The organism is Hymenobacter siberiensis, from assembly GCF_018967845.1.
In the GTDB taxonomy this organism is placed as follows: domain Bacteria; phylum Bacteroidota; class Bacteroidia; order Cytophagales; family Hymenobacteraceae; genus Hymenobacter; species Hymenobacter siberiensis.
Map to the genome: position 1 here is coordinate 1,093,514 of NZ_JAHLZZ010000001.1, position 16,754 is coordinate 1,110,267.

The 16,754-nt window shown below is 60.9% G+C and carries 14 protein-coding genes and 1 riboswitch; of the genes, 7 read left to right on the top strand and 7 right to left on the bottom strand.

Going from position 1 to position 16,754, the window contains the following annotated elements; all coding sequences use genetic code 11:
- Positions 1 to 2: 2 nt before the first annotated feature.
- Both KQ661_RS04695 and KQ661_RS04700 read right to left on the bottom strand, forming a co-directional pair.
- Positions 3 to 791, bottom strand: a complete 789-nt coding sequence (locus tag KQ661_RS04695) for a YqjF family protein (protein WP_216685792.1) — start codon at positions 789 to 791, stop codon at positions 3 to 5.
- A 62-nt stretch (positions 792 to 853) separates the two neighbouring features.
- Positions 854 to 1,186 (bottom strand): rhodanese-like domain-containing protein, encoded by a 333-nt coding sequence (locus KQ661_RS04700; protein ID WP_216679580.1) that lies wholly within the window; start codon positions 1,184 to 1,186, stop codon positions 854 to 856.
- A gap of 73 nt (positions 1,187 to 1,259) precedes the next feature.
- Between KQ661_RS04700 and pnuC the strand changes: the two genes are divergently transcribed.
- Together pnuC and KQ661_RS04710 are read left to right on the top strand one after the other, a co-directional pair.
- Entirely contained in the window at positions 1,260 to 1,907 is a 648-nt protein-coding gene (gene pnuC / locus KQ661_RS04705) for a nicotinamide riboside transporter PnuC (RefSeq protein WP_216679581.1), read from the top strand.
- A gap of 132 nt (positions 1,908 to 2,039) precedes the next feature.
- The gene (locus KQ661_RS04710) at positions 2,040 to 3,485 is read left to right on the top strand and encodes an aldose epimerase family protein (protein WP_216685793.1); all 1,446 of its coding nucleotides are present in this window, start codon (positions 2,040 to 2,042) and stop codon (positions 3,483 to 3,485) included.
- Between the two features lie 67 nt (positions 3,486 to 3,552).
- Here KQ661_RS04710 and KQ661_RS04715 read toward each other — a convergent pair whose 3' ends face one another.
- The 3 genes from KQ661_RS04715 to KQ661_RS04725 form a co-directional block, all read right to left on the bottom strand.
- Positions 3,553 to 4,566 (bottom strand): Brp/Blh family beta-carotene 15,15'-dioxygenase, encoded by a 1,014-nt coding sequence (locus KQ661_RS04715; protein ID WP_216679583.1) that lies wholly within the window; start codon positions 4,564 to 4,566, stop codon positions 3,553 to 3,555.
- A gap of 146 nt (positions 4,567 to 4,712) precedes the next feature.
- Positions 4,713 to 5,486 (bottom strand): bacteriorhodopsin, encoded by a 774-nt coding sequence (locus KQ661_RS04720; RefSeq protein WP_216679584.1) that lies wholly within the window; start codon positions 5,484 to 5,486, stop codon positions 4,713 to 4,715.
- 267 nt (positions 5,487 to 5,753) lie between these two features.
- Positions 5,754 to 5,978 (bottom strand): hypothetical protein, encoded by a 225-nt coding sequence (locus KQ661_RS04725; RefSeq protein WP_216690831.1) that lies wholly within the window; start codon positions 5,976 to 5,978, stop codon positions 5,754 to 5,756.
- Between the two features lie 162 nt (positions 5,979 to 6,140).
- Positions 6,141 to 6,244: riboswitch (TPP riboswitch) on the top strand.
- Positions 6,245 to 6,304: 60 nt separating this feature from the next.
- On the opposite strand from KQ661_RS04725, the gene KQ661_RS04730 reads away from it, so the two are divergent.
- Positions 6,305 to 8,818, top strand: a complete 2,514-nt coding sequence (locus KQ661_RS04730) for a TonB-dependent receptor (RefSeq protein WP_216685794.1) — start codon at positions 6,305 to 6,307, stop codon at positions 8,816 to 8,818.
- A 97-nt stretch (positions 8,819 to 8,915) separates the two neighbouring features.
- On the opposite strand, the gene KQ661_RS04735 is transcribed toward KQ661_RS04730, so the two are convergent.
- Both KQ661_RS04735 and KQ661_RS04740 read right to left on the bottom strand, forming a co-directional pair.
- Positions 8,916 to 9,980, bottom strand: a complete 1,065-nt coding sequence (locus tag KQ661_RS04735; protein ID WP_235726924.1) for an NAD(P)-dependent alcohol dehydrogenase — start codon at positions 9,978 to 9,980, stop codon at positions 8,916 to 8,918.
- A gap of 384 nt (positions 9,981 to 10,364) precedes the next feature.
- Entirely contained in the window at positions 10,365 to 12,128 is a 1,764-nt protein-coding gene (locus tag KQ661_RS04740) for an APC family permease (RefSeq protein WP_216679587.1), read from the bottom strand.
- A 209-nt stretch (positions 12,129 to 12,337) separates the two neighbouring features.
- Between KQ661_RS04740 and KQ661_RS04745 the strand changes: the two genes are divergently transcribed.
- From KQ661_RS04745 to queG, 4 genes are all read left to right on the top strand, one after another.
- Positions 12,338 to 13,573 (top strand): acyl-CoA dehydrogenase family protein, encoded by a 1,236-nt coding sequence (locus KQ661_RS04745; protein WP_226915716.1) that lies wholly within the window; start codon positions 12,338 to 12,340, stop codon positions 13,571 to 13,573.
- A 379-nt stretch (positions 13,574 to 13,952) separates the two neighbouring features.
- The gene (locus tag KQ661_RS04750; protein WP_216679588.1) at positions 13,953 to 14,300 is read left to right on the top strand and encodes an HIRAN domain-containing protein; all 348 of its coding nucleotides are present in this window, start codon (positions 13,953 to 13,955) and stop codon (positions 14,298 to 14,300) included.
- Positions 14,301 to 14,522: 222 nt separating this feature from the next.
- The gene (ruvB, locus tag KQ661_RS04755) at positions 14,523 to 15,578 is read left to right on the top strand and encodes a Holliday junction branch migration DNA helicase RuvB (RefSeq protein WP_216685796.1); all 1,056 of its coding nucleotides are present in this window, start codon (positions 14,523 to 14,525) and stop codon (positions 15,576 to 15,578) included.
- A 188-nt stretch (positions 15,579 to 15,766) separates the two neighbouring features.
- Positions 15,767 to 16,702 (top strand): tRNA epoxyqueuosine(34) reductase QueG, encoded by a 936-nt coding sequence (queG, locus tag KQ661_RS04760; protein WP_216685797.1) that lies wholly within the window; start codon positions 15,767 to 15,769, stop codon positions 16,700 to 16,702.
- The last annotated feature ends 52 nt before the right edge of the window (positions 16,703 to 16,754 follow it).

Genomic DNA, 16,754 nt, shown 5'->3' on the forward strand with positions numbered 1-16,754 from the left:
AATTACACCCGCTGCATGGGCCACAGTTCCACCTGCACGGGGCCGCCGGCGTGCACCACCGGCGGCCCCGTGGGCGTGGGCAGGCCGTGGCCTTCAATCAGGGTCGACTCCAAGTGCAGGACCTGGGCCGTGTTGAGCGGCCACTGCGTGTGCGCTATCCGGCCCCGGTACAGCTTAGTTTGGGCCTTGTTGCTGGTGTAGAGCGCATACCGCTCGGTGAGGAAAAAGGCCAGCGAGCCGGGCTCGGCGGGTGGCAGCGGGGCCCCTATTTTCCAGGTGGCGCGGAAGCTGGCGGGCGGGGCCCCGCCGTGGGTGCGCAGGGCCGTGAACTGCCGCAACCCGGCGCTGGGGCTTTCCATGTGCATGGTGGCGCGCAGGTAGGGTAGGTTGAAAAACGCGCGTGCCACCCACACGGCCAATGCATTGGTGGCATCGAGCGAGAAAAACCACACGCCCGGCACCCCGTCCAGGTGCACGTAGGTGCGCACGTTCAGTTCCAGAAACTGTTGCGTGCCGGGCACCGGCGGGGTGAAGCGGGTGCGCACTTTGCTCATCTCAAACGGCACGATGGCCAGCCAGGCCATGCCATCGTGGGTGTCAATTTTGAGGCGGGGCGGCAGGTGCGGCTGCAGCAGCTCGGCCGGCACGGGCCAGTGCAGAAACAGCAGGTCGCTCCACTGCTGGCGCAGCAGGGGCTGGCCCATGGGCCGCTCGCGCAGGGCCAGGCGGTCCGAGAGGGTGGGGGCGTGGGGAGAAGGCGCGGGGCTGGTGGGTAGCGAAAAATCAGGCATGAGGAGCAGCGGCGGTTGGCAGGATAACAATAAACCCCGGCAAGTGGCGGCCGCGGCTCAGCCTAATACGTGGGAAACGCCGGATCGACTTGCAAGGCCCAGGCATCGACGCCGCCGCGCAGGTTGCTGACGTTGGTGCGGCCCAGGCGCTGGCGCAGGTAGCCTAGGGCGTGGGCCGAGCGCACCCCGTGGTGGCAAATGACCACCACCGGCCCTTCGGTGCGGATTTCGGCGGCGCGGCGCGGCAGCTCGTCCAGGGGCAGCAACAGGCTGCCGGGCAGGTGGCAGTACTCGAACTCCATTTCCTCGCGCACGTCGATGAGCTGGATGTCGTCGCCGGCCTGCAGGCGGCGGTGCAGGTCTTCGGGGCTGATTTCGAGGGGGCTGTTTTGCATAATGCGGGGAGTTGAACGACAAAAATAGGCCCGCCGCGCCCTACCTTGCAGCTTCCTATCAGCACCTGCCCGCGTGTTTGCTCTTTTGTTGCTCGATATTCCGACCTCGTTTGTGCAGTACTGGCACGCCACCACCCCGCTGGAGCTGGTGGCCGTGCTTACGGGGTTTGCCTGCGTATGGCTGGCCGCGCGCGAGTCCATCTGGAACTTCCCGGTGGCCATCATCAGCTGCCTGCTCTACGTATTCGTCTATTACCGGGCGCGGCTCTATTCCGACTGCTACCTCCAGGTCCTGTTCATCGTCCTGAGCCTCTACGGCTGGTACGAGTGGCTGTATGGCGGGCGTAATGCCACCGAGCTGGGCGTGACGCATGCTACCCGCCGCGAGTGGCTGCTGGGCGCGGTATTCGTCGTGGCCTTCACGTTGGGCTTTGGTTACTACCTTCATTACAATACCGATGCCTCGCTGCCCCACCTCGACAGCTTTACTACGGCCGGCAGCATCGTGGCCCAGTACCTGCTCACCCGCAAGCGCCTCGAAAACTGGCTGATTTGGATACTGGTCGACCTGATTTACGTGCCCGTGCTCTGGTGCAAAGACCTGTATCCCACTAGCATACTCTACGCCCTCTATCTGGGGCTGGCTGCTTACGGCTACCGGCAGTGGCGGCGCGAGCTGGCCCGGCCCGTAGCCGCATTGCCTGCATCCGTTGCCGGCTGAAAAACGGCAGACTATTGTTGAGTTGATTTGTTATGCCGGGAGGCACCCCCATTATCCACCCAGGTAATGGCTTCCGGCGCATGGTTACCATTGCCTCTCTCTTTACTGCATCTGTTCTCCCCCCCCTGTAAATTGCTGCGCGTTTCCCTCACCGGCCCGGAATCCACGGGCAAATCGACCCTGGCTACCCAGTTGGCGGTGCACTACGGTACCTCTTTTGCCCCTGAGTTTGCCCGCGAATACCTGGCCCAGTCCGGCTCGCACTATACTCCCGAAGACCTGGAGGAAATAGCCCGGGGCCAGCTCGCGGCCGAAGCCGAAGCCGCCACCCGCGCCCACAACAACCTGGTGTTCTGCGATAGCGACCTGCTGGTGATAAAGATATGGGCCGAACATTCCTTCGGCTCCTGCCCCGAATGGATTCTGCGCACCATCGACGAGCAGCAGTACGACCTGGCCCTGCTCATGGGCGTAGACCTGCCCTGGGAGCCCGACCCCCTGCGCGAGCATCCGCACCTGCGCCAGCATTTTTACGACCTGTACCGGCGCGAGCTAAGCGAGCGCATGGCCAACTTTGCCGAAATTGCCGGCTCCGGCGAGCGCCGCTTTGCCCAGGCTCGCTTCTTGGTTGATGAGCTGCTGCGCACGGCTGCTCAGGCCTCGGCTCAAGTTTTAGAAGAACCCCGCATGTCGTACCACCCTACCTACTACACCCTCAACACGCCCGCCTGCCAGGCCACGTTTGTCGCCCGCGGGGCCGAGCTCACCAGCCTGCGCACCACCGCCGACGACCTCGAATACATCTGGCCCGCCGACCCCGCCGTGTGGGCCCGGCACGCGCCCGTGCTGTTTCCGCTGGTGGGCCGCCTGCCCAACGATGCTTACTCCTACGAGGGCCGCGACTACAAGCTGCCACAGCACGGTTTCGCCCGCGACCAGGAGTTTGCCGTGCTGCGGCACACGGCCACCGAGCTGGTGTTCCGCCTCCAGCACGACGAAACCACCCGCGCCATATTCCCCTTCGCCTTCGAGCTCGTTATCACCTACACCCTGCGCGATGCCGAGCTCACTGTGCGCTGGGACGTGCGCAACCCCGCCACCGATGCGCCATTGCTTTTCAGCATCGGGGCGCACCCGGCCGTACGGTGCCCCCTAAGCCCGGACGAAAAATTCGAGGATTACTACTTCGAGTTCGACCACCCTGTGACCCTGGAGCGCCACCTGCTGGCCGGCGGCCTGCTCACGGGCCAAACGGCCCCCGTGCTCATCCAGGCGCGCCAGCTACCGCTCACCTACAGCCTGTTTGCCGATGATGCGCTGGTTTTCAAGCACTACGATTTCTCCGGCCTCACGCTGCGTTCGCGCAAGTCGGCCCACTTCGTGCGCTTTCAGTTCGACGGCTTTCCCTACCTCGGCCTCTGGACCAAAGGCCCGGGGGCCAGTTTCGTGTGTGTCGAGCCCTGGCACGGCATCGCCAGCGCCGCCGGCAAGCCCGGCGAGCTCAGCGAGAAAGAAGGCATCCTGACCCTGGAGCCCGGCCAGGTTTTCACGGCCGCCTACACCATTGAGGTGGGCTAATACTTGGTAATGAGGGAAATGGTGAGCAGACTCATTGCCGTAGGGCAGCGGGTTAGCTTGCTTTTCCTCACCGCGCAGCCGGCCGCCACTGCGGGGCATCCATTACCACCGTCACGAGCAAGGCGTGGGGCAGTGTCACGATGGAGGCCACCACCAGGGCCAGGCTGAACCAGGCGGTTTCGTCGGGCAGGTGGGCGGCCAGCAGGCGGCCCAATACCAGCAGCGCCACGCAGCTGATGAGCAGCAGCGGAGCCGCCCGCCGCAGAAAAAAAGCCAGCCGCGCCAGCAAATTGCCCCGGCTGGTTCCCGGCAGCTGGCCCGGCCCGGCATAGCCAAGCCAGCCCGTGAGGCGCAGCACGTGCTGCAGGCTGTGCCAGAACACGAAATACACGCCCACCGACAGCTTGGGCGGCAAGGCTACAAACAGCACCGCCAGGATGAGGACTTCGCCCAGCTCGGCCACCAGCAGCGGCCACTGCTGCCGGGCGGCATACCGTGCCCATAGTACTACGTGCCCCACCGCTACTACCACCGCCAGGCCAGTAGCCCCGGCCGCAAACGTGCCGGGTCCCATTGTGCCCGTGCCCACAAACCGGAGCAGCCCGTTCACGATGCCGGCCGTTTCGGCGGGCCACTGCCAGGCGGGCACCGCAAATAGCAGCAGGCCCCGCAGCAGACTATGCGCCAGCCACCAGCCGGCCGATACCAATGGCCCGGCCGGTGCATCGGCCGAGCCCCAGTGCCACACCGTGAGCAACAAGAAGCCGGCCACCGTGGCCGCCGGCCAATGCCACCACAGCAGGCCCACCGCCGCCGCCAGGCCCAGGTAGCCGGCCAAAAACCGCAGCCAGTAGCGCCAGCCGTCGGCCGTGCTTCCCGGGTGGCTGGCCGGTACCACAAACTGGTCGCAGGCTCCGTGCGCCACGCCCAGCACCACCATGCCCACGGCCAGCGGCAAACCCAGCAGCAGCCCGGCCCGGCCCGGAAAGGCCGCGCCCAGCCCCACCAGCACCAGCACAGCCGCGTAGGAATAGCGCCGCTGAGACCAGTCAGAAGCCAATGTGCCAAGCGAGTTAGTCATAAGTGAAAGAGGAAAAAAGCACTACAGGCTGAACCGCACGGCCGAGGCAGTGAAATTCAGCCTGTAGGCCGGGGGGTGAATGGCGGGCAAGTCTGCCCGCCACTGAGCCGGAAAAGGATGCCGCCGCTGGGCGGCCCCCCTCAAAGCTAGGCGACCGAAACCGCCTTAGCAGGAGCCTCTTTCACGGCCGACTCGCTGCGGGCGATGCCGTACACGACCAGACCAAAGCCGATTTTGTTGACGGCATCGGCAAGGTTATACAGCAGGTCGAGGTCCTGGGGACGGAGCAAGCCGGCTCCATCGGGCCCGAGCCAGCCACCGGGCATAGCCATGTAGCCAATTGGGTAAATGGCCCAGCCTGCCAGCACGAACCACGCCAGGGCGCGCACGCCCTTCTGCACGGCTACCGAGTTGGAAGCTGCTGCCAGTTTTGCCACTTCGCCCATCCAGGCCGAGTACAGAATGTAGAGGTAGCCCAGCGTCGAGAGCGAGCCCCACAGCACCGAGTGACCCATGGAGCCGTCGGTGAAAGCTTCGCCGATGTAGCCGCATACGAGCATGACGACGGCCGCTATAATCAGCTTGTAGAGCAGCGATATTTTGGCCCCGGCGGCTCGCACCAGCAGGTAAAATTCTACTACCATCAACGGCACGGTTAGCGTCCAGTCGATATAGCGTAGGGCTATGGGAGTCTCATGGGTACTCACATAGTAATCGCGCATGTAGTAGTAGTGCACCGCCGCGATGCCGGTAATCATTCCCGAAATCAGCAAAGACGTTTTCCACTTATCGGCTACAGTACTGCGCTCGAAGAGGAAAAATACGGCCGCCGCAGCCATTGCCATATATCCCGTAAAAAACGTGAATGCCACCGGGTCGTCCACGGGAATGCGCATGATGTCTAGAAACAGGTTTTGCATGGGAAAAATTGTAAGGGTAAGGATTGTGCGATATGCACGGCTCCAATGTAAGATATTTGCAATATAATTGTTTAATATGCTTGGGTATTTAATCGAACCAAATGATAAAATGCCCGCCAGTAGCTCGCCTGGGCACTTTCTATTTTTTGAAATTATGGTTCGCAATTGCAGGTAAACCAGAAGCCTACAGGCCGCCAGCACCCCACTGGGGTGCGGCGGCCGGCGGGGGCTCGCGGTGAATGACGGATAGGGGGGGGATTTCAGCGACTATACTTCCACCCGGCGGCGGTTATAGTCCGGCTCCCAGTCGTTGATGGGGCGCGAAATGCCGGGCGGCAGGTCCAGGTCGGGCAGGCTGGGGTCATGGGGTTCGCCGCCGTCGTCGTCGCCGTCGTGGGGCGGCGGGGGCGGCACTACGCGGCGGCGGCGCGGCAGCACCAGCACAAACAGGAAGAAGGCGCAAAAAGCAACGGCGTAGATTAAGCTGAACATAACGAAAGCGGCTAAAGCGGTGCGGAGTTTATAACGTCGGCCCCCGGCCCGACGTTCCGCCGGCCGACATCCCTAAATTAACTGACAGTCAGCAAACCGCCACTCTCTTAACCAACGAATAATAAAAAAAGATATGGCCTGGTCTGACGGGCCGTATCTTTACGGCATGTTTAGGGGTGCTGATGTTGTATACAACATTGGCTGAGATGATACCCATCGAACCTGAACCGGGTAATGCCGGCGAAGGGAATAAACTATCCACGGACGATTCTGCGGCCGCTCCGACCCCTGGGGCGACGGCACGTTCTACTTTTCATCTCATTTTTTTGAAAACTGTACTCCTTGCGGGGGCGGCACTGTGCGTGCTGGCCGCCGCGCCGGCGTGGGCGCAAGGCCCCGTGTCCGGCACCGTTTTGGCCGATGTGCTCCATATCAGCGAAGCTAATCCGGTTGCTAATGCGACTATTCTGCTTGATGGCAATGTCGTTGGCACCACGGGTGCCACCGGAGGGTTTGCAATCGCCGTAGTGCCTCCGGGTACTCACGAGTTGCGGGTGATACGAGATGATTTTGCGTCGAGCTCCGTGACTATAAAGGGCTCGGCTGAACCTCAGCAGCTGGGCAACATTGTTTTAGCTGCTTTTGCGGTGGTCACGCCCGAAGCCCTCGTGATGGCTTCCCGCGCCAACGACCGCACGGCCACGGCCTACACCAACCTGAGCAAGCAGGAGCTGGCCAGGCAGAATTTCGGGCAGGACCTACCCTACCTGCTCAACCAGACGCCTTCGGTGGTGGTGAATTCTGACGCCGGGGCCGGCGTCGGCTACACCGATATCCGCATCCGCGGCACGAGCAATACGGGCATCAACACCACCATCAACGGGGTGCCGCTGAACGACCCGGAATCGCACGGCGCGTTCCTGATTAACCTGCCGGATTTGGCCTCGTCCATCAATTCGCTGCAAATCCAGCGCGGGGTGGGCACCAGCCAGAACGGCGGCGCGGCCTTCGGAGCCAGCATCAACATCAGCACGCTCGACAACCGCCGCGAGGCTTACGCCGAAACCCAGAACACCTACGGCTCTTACCAGACCTGGAAAAATAACGTGTCGTTTGGCACGGGGTTGATTAACGGCCATTTTACCGTTGATGGGCGGCTCTCGCGCATTGCCTCCGATGGCTACATGAACCGGGCGGCTTCCGATTTGAAGTCGTACTACTTCGCCGCCGGCTACCAGGCCAAGAACACGCTGCTGAAATTCATCACCTTCTCGGGCCGCGAAAAAACCTACCAGGCCTGGAACGGCGTGCCCGAGCCAGCCCTCTCCGGCGACCGCGCCCGGCTCCAGACGTTCATCAATAACGGCGAGCTCACGGAGGCCGATGCCGCCCGCGTGCTCCAGGAGGGCCGGCGTTACAGCTCCTACACCTACGGCAACCAGACCGACAACTACCAGCAGAACCACTACCAGCTGCACCTTTCGCAGGGTCTGGGCCAGCGCTGGAACCTGGCGGGCGCGCTGCACCTCACGCGCGGCTTTGGCTACTACGAAAGTTACCGGGCCAATAAAAAGCTGGCTGATTACGGCCTGGACAACGTGGTGCTGGGCACCACCACCATCAAGCGTACCAACCTGGTGGACCGCAAGTGGCTCGACAACAACTTCTACGGCGGCACGATGGCCCTCAACTACCAGCCCGCCGACGGCAAGCTACAAGCCACCTTCGGCGGTGCCTGGAACCGCTACGACGGCGACCACTACGGCGAAATCATCTGGGCGCAGTATGCCTCGAACAGCCAGCTCGGCCAGCGCTACTACTTCAACAATGCCGTCAAGACCGATTACAACGCCTATGCCCGCGCCACCTGGCAGGTGCTGGACCGGCTCGGCATTTATGGCGATATGCAGGTGCGCCACATTGATTACACCATCGACGGCTTGGAACCCAAAAAGCAGGACGTGACCACCCGCGCCAAGTACACCTTCTTCAACCCCAAGGCCGGCGCTACCTTCAGCCTGGGCACCGGCCAGCAGCTGTACGGCAGCTTCGCGGTGGGCCAGCGCGAGCCTGTGCGCTCCGATTTCACCGACCGGCCCGTGGGCGACCAGTCGGCCCAGGCCGAGCGCCTCGAAGACTTTGAAGGCGGCTACCGTTTCAACCGCGCCGACCTAGCTTTTCTGGGTCCGAACGGGGTACTGCGCTTCGAAGCCAACGGCTTTTATATGAACTACCGCAACCAGCTGGTGGCCACCGGCCAGCTCAACGATGTGGGCACGGCCCTGCGCACCAATGTGGCCCGCAGCTACCGGCGCGGCGTGGAATTGTCGGCTTTCCTGTCGCTCAACGACAAAATCAGCCTCAGTAGTACCCTCACCCTGAGCCAGAACCGCATCCTGAACTACCGGGACGTTTCCTATAGCTACGACACGGTAACCTACGTTGTCACCACCAATGCCGCCGAAGCGCGCACGTCCACCATCTCGTATTCGCCGGGCGTGGTATCGGCCCATACGCTGGAAGGCCAGCCGCTGAAGGGCCTGCGCGTGGCACTGCTGCTCAAAACCGTGAGCCGCCAGTACCTCGACAACTCGCAGAACGACTACCGCAGTATCAACCCCTACCAGACGCTCGATTTCCGCCTGCGCTACGCCCTGCACCCCCGTTTCATGAAGGAGATTGAGCTGGGCCTGCTCGTCAACAACCTGCTCAACCGCGAGTACGTGGCCAACGGCTATACCTACACCTACCAAGGCGCCAGCGGCAACCAGGAAACCTTTAACTGGTTTTACCCCCAGGCCACGCGCAACTACCTGGCCTCGATTGGATTGAAGTTTTGAGTGCGTACAAATAGGTGGGTAGAATGGCCCGACCCCGCTAAAAAAGAACGTCATGCTTCGACTACGCTCAGCATGACGTTCTTTTATTTATTGCGTTCTACTCCTTTAGCGAAGCCATGTCGATGACGTAGCGGAAGCGCACTTCCTCGTCCATCATCTTACCGAAGGCTTTATTGATGTCCTGCATCGGAATTATCTCCACTTCGGGCGCGATGTTGTGCTTGGCGCAGAATTCCAGCACTTCCTGCGTTTCGGCAATGCTGCCGATGACCGAGCCGGCCACCGAGCGGCGGTGCATGGCCACTTCCATGTTGTTGAGCGGCGCTTTGTAGGGCCCGAGCAGGCCTACGGTTGTAATCACGCCGTTGCGCTTGGCCAGCGTCACGTAGTCGTTGATGTCGAAGGCATCGGGGATGGTGAGGCGGATGAAGTCGAACTTCAGCTCGTGGGCCTTCATGGCCGCCGAGTCCGTCGAAATCAGCACTTCGTGCGCGCCCAGCTGCTCGGCAGCGGCCTGCTTCTCTTTGTCGCGGGTGACGGCCGTGACGGTCGCACCCAGCGCCCGGGCCAACTGCACGGCCATGTGGCCCAGCCCGCCAATGCCCACCACAGCCACGCTTTGGCCGGGGCCCACGTTCCAGTGTTTCATCGGCGCGTAGGTCGTTACGTCGGCGCACAGAATGGGCGCGGCCGCTTTAATATCCAGCGCATCGGGGATGCTGAGTACGAAGGATTCCTTCACCGTGATGTTGGTCGAATAGCCGCCGAAGGTGTTGAAATCCTTGTTCTGGGGTTTCATGTAGCCGTTGTAGGTGGCCGTCCAACTCACGGGGCCTTCGCAGTAATTTTCTTCCTTTTCCTGGCACGAGGGGCACACGCCACAGGAATCAATCATGCAGCCCACGCCCACCACGTCGCCCACCCGGAACTTGGTTACGGCGCTGCCCACCTCGTTCACGCGGCCCACAATTTCGTGGCCCGGCACGCAGGGGTAAATCGTGTTGTGCCAATCGTTTTTTACCTGGTGCAGGTCGGAGTGGCACACGCCGCAGTACAGAATGTCGATGTGCACCTCGTCGGCCTTGGGGGCCTGGCGCTCGATTTCCATCTCGGAAAGGCCGTTGAAAATGGAGTTGCTGGCACCGTAAGCTTTCGTTTTCATTGCGTCCATGCGTGGGGGAGGATAATAAGGTGAAGATTGAACATTGAGGCTGCAACTAAATGAAAATGTTGCCATTGGCCCAGCCCGTGAACTTTTTCTAAGGACGTTCAGCCAATGGAGTTAGCTGATTCTGAATTGAAAAGCCCGCCCCGCCCCCTTAACCTCCCCCGTGGCCGCTTGCTAGTAACTGACTAATAGAAAGTCACTCACCTGGAAAAAATAGTGCGTGTCTGTTGTTAAAGAAAGTCGGCTTGGTCAGTTAGCCGCAGTTCCCCGGATTCCATGGGCGAATCTGTTAGCCCGGCATCAATCAAAGAAGGCCTGCCAACTGGCAGGCCTTCTTGCTGTTCAGAATGTCGTCCACAAAATCCGAAAAATCCGTGGTCAGATGATGAGGCGCACGCCGCCCAGCTCCGAAATCTGGTAGGGGAACTTGTCGCCGGGCGAGCCGATGAACATAAAGTTTTTTGGGATGCTCCATTCTTGCGACAGCTCGTCAATCAGCTCCGGGCCGAAGGTGCCGATGCGCGTCACAAACTCCATGTGAATGTTGGGGTAGGCGCGGTCCAGCACGTTCAGGTCGGTGAGCAGGCCCTCGGGCACGGCTTGGTCGAGTTTCAGCAGCATCACGATTTTGAGGCGGTTGGTGAATTCATTTTCCTCCACGTAGGTCATCACCTTGTTGAGGTTGGCCACGTTATCGCCCTTCGTGAAATACACAAACTCTTGTTTGTTAAGGTCATGTACCAGGCGTCGGATGGTGACCTGGCTGCTGATGGCCGCCCGCCGGAACCCCTCGTAGAACGACGTAGCCCCGGCCAGCACCAGGTTGAGAATGGCAATGCGCTCCAGCATGGCATACACGATGAGGGCCGACGGAATGAAGTACTGCAGGAATACCACCAGGTAGGCCGGATTCTTCTGAATGTTGCCATACAGGCCGGCCAGCACGCCCACTAGGGCCAGAAATACGCTGAACACGCCCGCGTACACCGGCCGCGGCAGTTTGCCGCGCTTCACCTTCAGCAGGAAGTTGCCGACGGCAAAAAAGGCCATCACCGCCAAAAACGAGATAGTGTACACGCCCGCCAGCGTTTCGAGCTCGCCCTGCGTAATGGCCAGAATGGACACGCACAGCGCGAAAAAAATGGTCAGGATGATGTAGTTGGCTCCCCGGCGGTTTTCCTTGAGGAAAAACTGCGGCCAGATGCGGTCCAGCGCCATGCGCTTTATCAGGCCGCTCACGCCCACGAAGCTCGTGAGCACGGCCCCGGAAAGCACCGTCACGGCATCGATGGATATAACCGTGGCCAGCCAGGGGCCGCCGGTTTGCTGGCCCAGGTAAGAAAGCAGGGTTTCCTGGTGCTCGCCCACCGTGGCCAGCGGCACCACGGCCACCGCCAGCAGGGCAATCACCGGGTTGAAGAAGCTCACCACCAGCCACATGTTGCGCAGCGTTTTGAGGAACACGCCGGGGGCCTGCTCCTCCACGAAGTTGGCCGAGCTTTCGAAGCCCGAAATGCCCAGCATGGCCGCGCTAAACCCCAGGAATAGCGCCACCAGGATGCTGCCGCCCACCACCGGCTGCGCATAGTTGAGGTGCAGCGTGGTGAGGCCGTGCTGCCACACAAACCACCCGCCCGCCAGCACCAGCAGCGTGAGCGATATGAGGTGGGCAATAAAAATGACCACCGCCACGATGGCCGATTCCGACATGCCCGCCGACGTGAGCAGCAGGAAAAACACCAGCAGCCCGGCCGTGGCCCACAGCACCGGCAGGTGCGGAATGGGGGCAATCAGGTACAGGTAGTTCATGCCCTCGCCCGCGCTCAGCACCGCCGTGGCCATGTAGGAGAGGATGGTGAGGCAGGCCGCAATGGCGGCATTACTCTTGCTGGTGGTGTTTAGCAGCACGTTGTAGGCGCCGCCGTTGAGGGGCAGGGCGCCCACTACCTCGCCGTAAATCTTGCGGAACAGGTACAGCAGGCCCGCCACAATGAGTAGCGCAATCCAGGCGTATTGCCCGGCAAAGCCGATGGAAAGCGCCGACACGTAGAGGCACGACGACGAAATGTCGTTGCCGCAAATGGCCGTGGCTTCCAGCTGATTCAGCTTTTTATGATGAACGGCAGGTAGGGGAGTGGGCATAAGTAGCGTGTTGGAGTCATAATATGGTTGGGAATAAGCGGCGGCTCACCCGGGTGGGTGGGATTCAGGTAAAGAAACGGGAAATTGCCGGCCGTGGCCGAACCGACGGCCGATTATTCGGCTTTAGTACTTACTCCCAGGCGCTACCGCCCAGCGGCCGGCCTGTTATCTTTGCTAAAATTCCCGCCTCCAACTCCCAATCTCCGCCCATGTCCTCCGAAGCCGACGTTCTCTCCCCCGAAGCCAAAGCCCACACCGCCCAAAAAGGCAGCACCAACGCCAACGGCTTCACCGATTATTTCGACCTCGACGGTCTGCTGACCGAGGAGCACCTGCTCATCCGCCAGTCCATCCGCGACTTCGTGAAGAAGGAAATCAGCCCCAACATCGAGAAATGGGCGCAGGACGCGCATTTTCCGAGCGAAATCGTGCGCAAGTTTGGCGATGTGGGTGCCTTCGGTCCCACCATCCCGCAGGAATACGGCGGCGGCGGCATGGACTACATCAGCTACGGCCTCATCATGCAGGAAATCGAGCGCGGCGATTCTGGCATGCGCTCCACGGCCTCGGTGCAGGGCTCGCTGGTGATGTTCCCCATCTACGCCTACGGCTCGGAAGAACAGCGCCACAAGTACCTGCCCAAGCTCGCCAGCGGCGAGTGGCTGGGCTGCTTCGGCCTCACCGAGCCCGACCACGGCTCAAACCCCGGCGGCATGACCACCAACATCAAGGACATGGGCGACCATTACCTGCTGAACGGCGCCAAGATGTGGATTTCGAACTCGCCCGAGTGCCAGGTGGCCGTTGTCTGGGCCAAAAATGAGCAGGGCCGCATCAAAGGCGTCATCGTGGAGCGCGGCATGGAAGGCTTCAGCACGCCCGAAATCCACAACAAGTGGAGCCTGCGCGCCAGCACTACCGGCGAGCTGGTGTTTGAGGACGTGAAAATCCCTAAAGAGAATATTCTGCCCAACATCGACGGCCTGAAAGGCCCGCTCTCCTGCCTCGATTCGGCCCGCTTCGGCATTGCCTGGGGTGCCATCGGCGCGGCCATCGACTGCTACGAGTCGGCCCTGAAATACTCGCTCCAGCGCGAGCAGTTCGGCCAGCCCATCGGCGGCTTCCAGCTCCAGCAGAAGAAACTGGCCGAAATGATTACCGAAATTACCAAAGCCCAGCTTATGGCCTGGCGCTTGGGCGTGCTCAAAAACGAAGGCAAAGCCACCAGCTCCCAAATCAGCATGGCCAAACGCAACAGCGTCGAAATGGCCCTGCACGTGGCCCGCGAAGCCCGCCAGATTCACGGCGGCATGGGCATCACCGGCGAATACCCCATCATGCGCCACATGATGAACCTGGAATCGGTGGTGACCTATGAGGGCACCCACGACATTCACTTGCTGATTACGGGCGCGGATATTACGGGTATTCAGGCGTTTAAGTAAGCCTGTCTCGTAGCGCATGCTTTCGCTTGTGCCCAGCAAAACGCAAAATGGCCGCCCCAGCAATGAGGCGGCCGTTTTTTCTGGCATAAACATTAGTTACTGGTCAAGTAGTACGTCGTTTCCAGTATTCTTTCTAAACAGCTTCTTAATAAAGCCGCCCATGCTGGCGCGAGTTTAGCGTAGCGTAACTCGTGCCGACCATTCGGGGGAGGCTGTGCCTCCCATGGAACGGCCCGGTAGAACGGCGCGGCCGGTTCGGCCCCGGATTGCCGCTGGCGCGGCAGGGAAGGCGCAGCCTCCCAACATTATCGGCGCGAGTTTCGCGCAGCGTAACTCGCGCCAGTGCCCAATACCGCTGCCCATGCCGTAATTTGGCCCTATGATGAAAATCGTACCCGCTACCGAACCCCTCGTGCTGCTCGAATGCCTCGTGGCCGGCACCTCGCACCGCCCCAATCTGGAGAAATACGAGCCCGAGCTAGAGGTCGGTCAGGCCCTGCTGCTCACCCGCGAGGCCGATAGCCACTACGACGACTGGGCCGTGCAGGTGCACACTGCCCCCGCCACCGACCCGGCCAACGTGTGGCTCGGCTACCTGCCCGAGGGCCGCAACGAAACCGTGGCGCGCTTGCTCGATGCCGGTAAGCACCTTTCGGCCCGCCTCAATCACAAATCCTGGGAAACCGACTGGCTGCACCTTGATATTGAAGTGCTGCTGCACGAGTAGCTTAAGGCATTTCGTGTAACCAAAAAAGACCGTCATGCCGAGCGCAGTCGAGGCATCTCGCGTGCTCAAGTAAACCAATCGCTTGAGTTACTGCCCCACGCGATATGCCTCGGCTGCGCTCGGCATGACGTTATTTATTCTTTGCCAAAGGAGCTTTTTTACACTCAAATAAGTTACTCATTAGCTTAGTAACAAGCGACCAATCATTTTAGTAATATCACTATGCGCGAAGCCTATCTCACCGGCGACAACGAGCACTTCGATGCCACCGATAAGGACATTGACAAGGCCCTGCGGCCGCTCAGTTTCGATGATTTCACGGGTCAGGAGAAGATTCTGGAGAATCTGAAAGTCTTCGTGGCCGCCGCCAAGCTGCGCGGCGATGCCCTCGACCACGTCCTGCTGCACGGCCCCCCTGGCCTGGGCAAAACCACCCTCTCCCACATCATTGCCAATGAGTTGGGCTCGGGCATCAAGATGACCAGCGGCCCGGTGCTGGATAAGCCCTCCGACCTGGCCGGCCTGCTCACCAATCTGGAGCCGCACGATGTGCTGTTCATCGACGAGATTCACCGCCTGAACCCTGTGGTGGAAGAGTACCTATACTCGGCGATGGAGGACTACCGCATCGACATCATGCTCGATTCGGGCCCCAACGCCCGCTCGGTGCAGATTTCGCTCTCGCCATTCACCTTGGTGGGCGCTACCACGCGCTCGGGTATGCTCACGGCCCCGCTGCGGGCCCGCTTCGGTATCTCGGCCCGCCTGGAATACTATGACTCCAAGCTGCTGACCACCATTGTGCTGCGTTCGGCCGAGATTCTTGGTACGCCCATTCACGACGACGCCGCGTTTGAAATTGCCCGGCGCTCGCGCGGCACACCCCGCATTGCCAACAACCTGCTGCGCCGCACCCGCGACTTCGCCCAAATCAAGGGCGACGGCACCATCACGGTCGAAATCGCGCAGTTCGCCCTCAATGCCCTCGACGTAGACGCCCGCGGCCTCGACGACATGGACAAGCGCATCCTGACCACCATCATCGACAAGTTCAAGGGTGGCCCGGTGGGCATCAGCACCATCGCTACCGCGTGCGGTGAGGAAGGCGAAACCATCGAGGAAGTGTACGAGCCGTTCCTGATTCAGGAAGGCTACATCAAGCGCACTTCGCGGGGCCGGGAGGCCACGGAGGCCGCATACCAGCACCTGGGCCGCTTGCTGCCAAATCACCTGCGCGGCAACAACGGCACCAGTCTGTTTGATGAGATAACGAGCTGACAGAACGAGGTAGAGACGCGACACTTCGCGTCTCGGCGTTGAACGACCGGGATTGTATCGTTCGTACAAACAACATCAGCAACGACAAGACGCGAAGTGTCGCGTCTCTACATCATCCAAAATAAGGAACGCGCCGCCTCCAGCTGTGCGTTTTCTGTTTCTTTGCAGGCCCTTTAGCCCCGTTGCCCATGCTCCCCCAGTCCCAATGGGCCCCGTTTATCAAGCGCCGCGCGGCAGAGCTCGGCTTCATGGCCTGCGGCATTTCAAAAGCCGAATTCCTGGAAGAAGAAGCTCCGCGCCTCGAAACCTGGCTCACGCGCCGCATGAACGGCAAGATGGGCTACATGGAAAACCATTTCGACAAGCGCCTCGACCCGCGCCTGCTGGTGGATGGCGCTAAATCGGTGATTTCGCTGCTGCTCAACTACTACCCCGCACCCGAAACCCAGCAGCCCGACGACACCCTCAAAATCAGTAAATACGCCTACGGCCGCGACTATCACTTCGTCATTAAAGACAAGATGAAAACGCTGCTGGCCGATATGGAAGCCGAGATTGGCCAGATTGGCGGGCGTTGCTTCGTCGATTCCGCGCCGGTGCTGGATAAGGCATGGGCCAAGAAATCGGGCCTCGGCTGGGTAGGTAAAAACGCGAACCTAATAACGCCTGGCCACGGCTCGTTCTACTTCATCGCCGAGTTGATTGTGGACGTGGAGCTGCCCGCCGATGGCCCCATCCGGGACTACTGCGGCACCTGCACCAAGTGCGTGGATGCCTGCCCCACGCAGGCCATCACCGAGCCCTACGTGGTGGACGGCAGCAAGTGCATCAGCTACTTCACCATCGAGCTCAAGGACCAGATTCCGACCGAAGTAGCCGGGCAATTCGGCAACTGGGTGTTCGGTTGCGACATCTGCCAGGACGTGTGCCCGTGGAACCGCTTCTCGAAGCCGCACAATGAGCCCCAGTTCAACCCCGCGCCGGGCCTGAAAGACCTGACGCCCGGCGACTGGCGCGAAATCACCCACGAATTATTCACGGAGCTGTTCCGGCAGTCGGCCGTGAAACGCACGGGCTACGAAGGCCTGAAACGGAACATCAGGTTTGTAACAGATGTGCGGTAAGCTTTCGCTTGCCGAATCAACGAACAACTAACTAACGGCAAGTTAAAGCTTA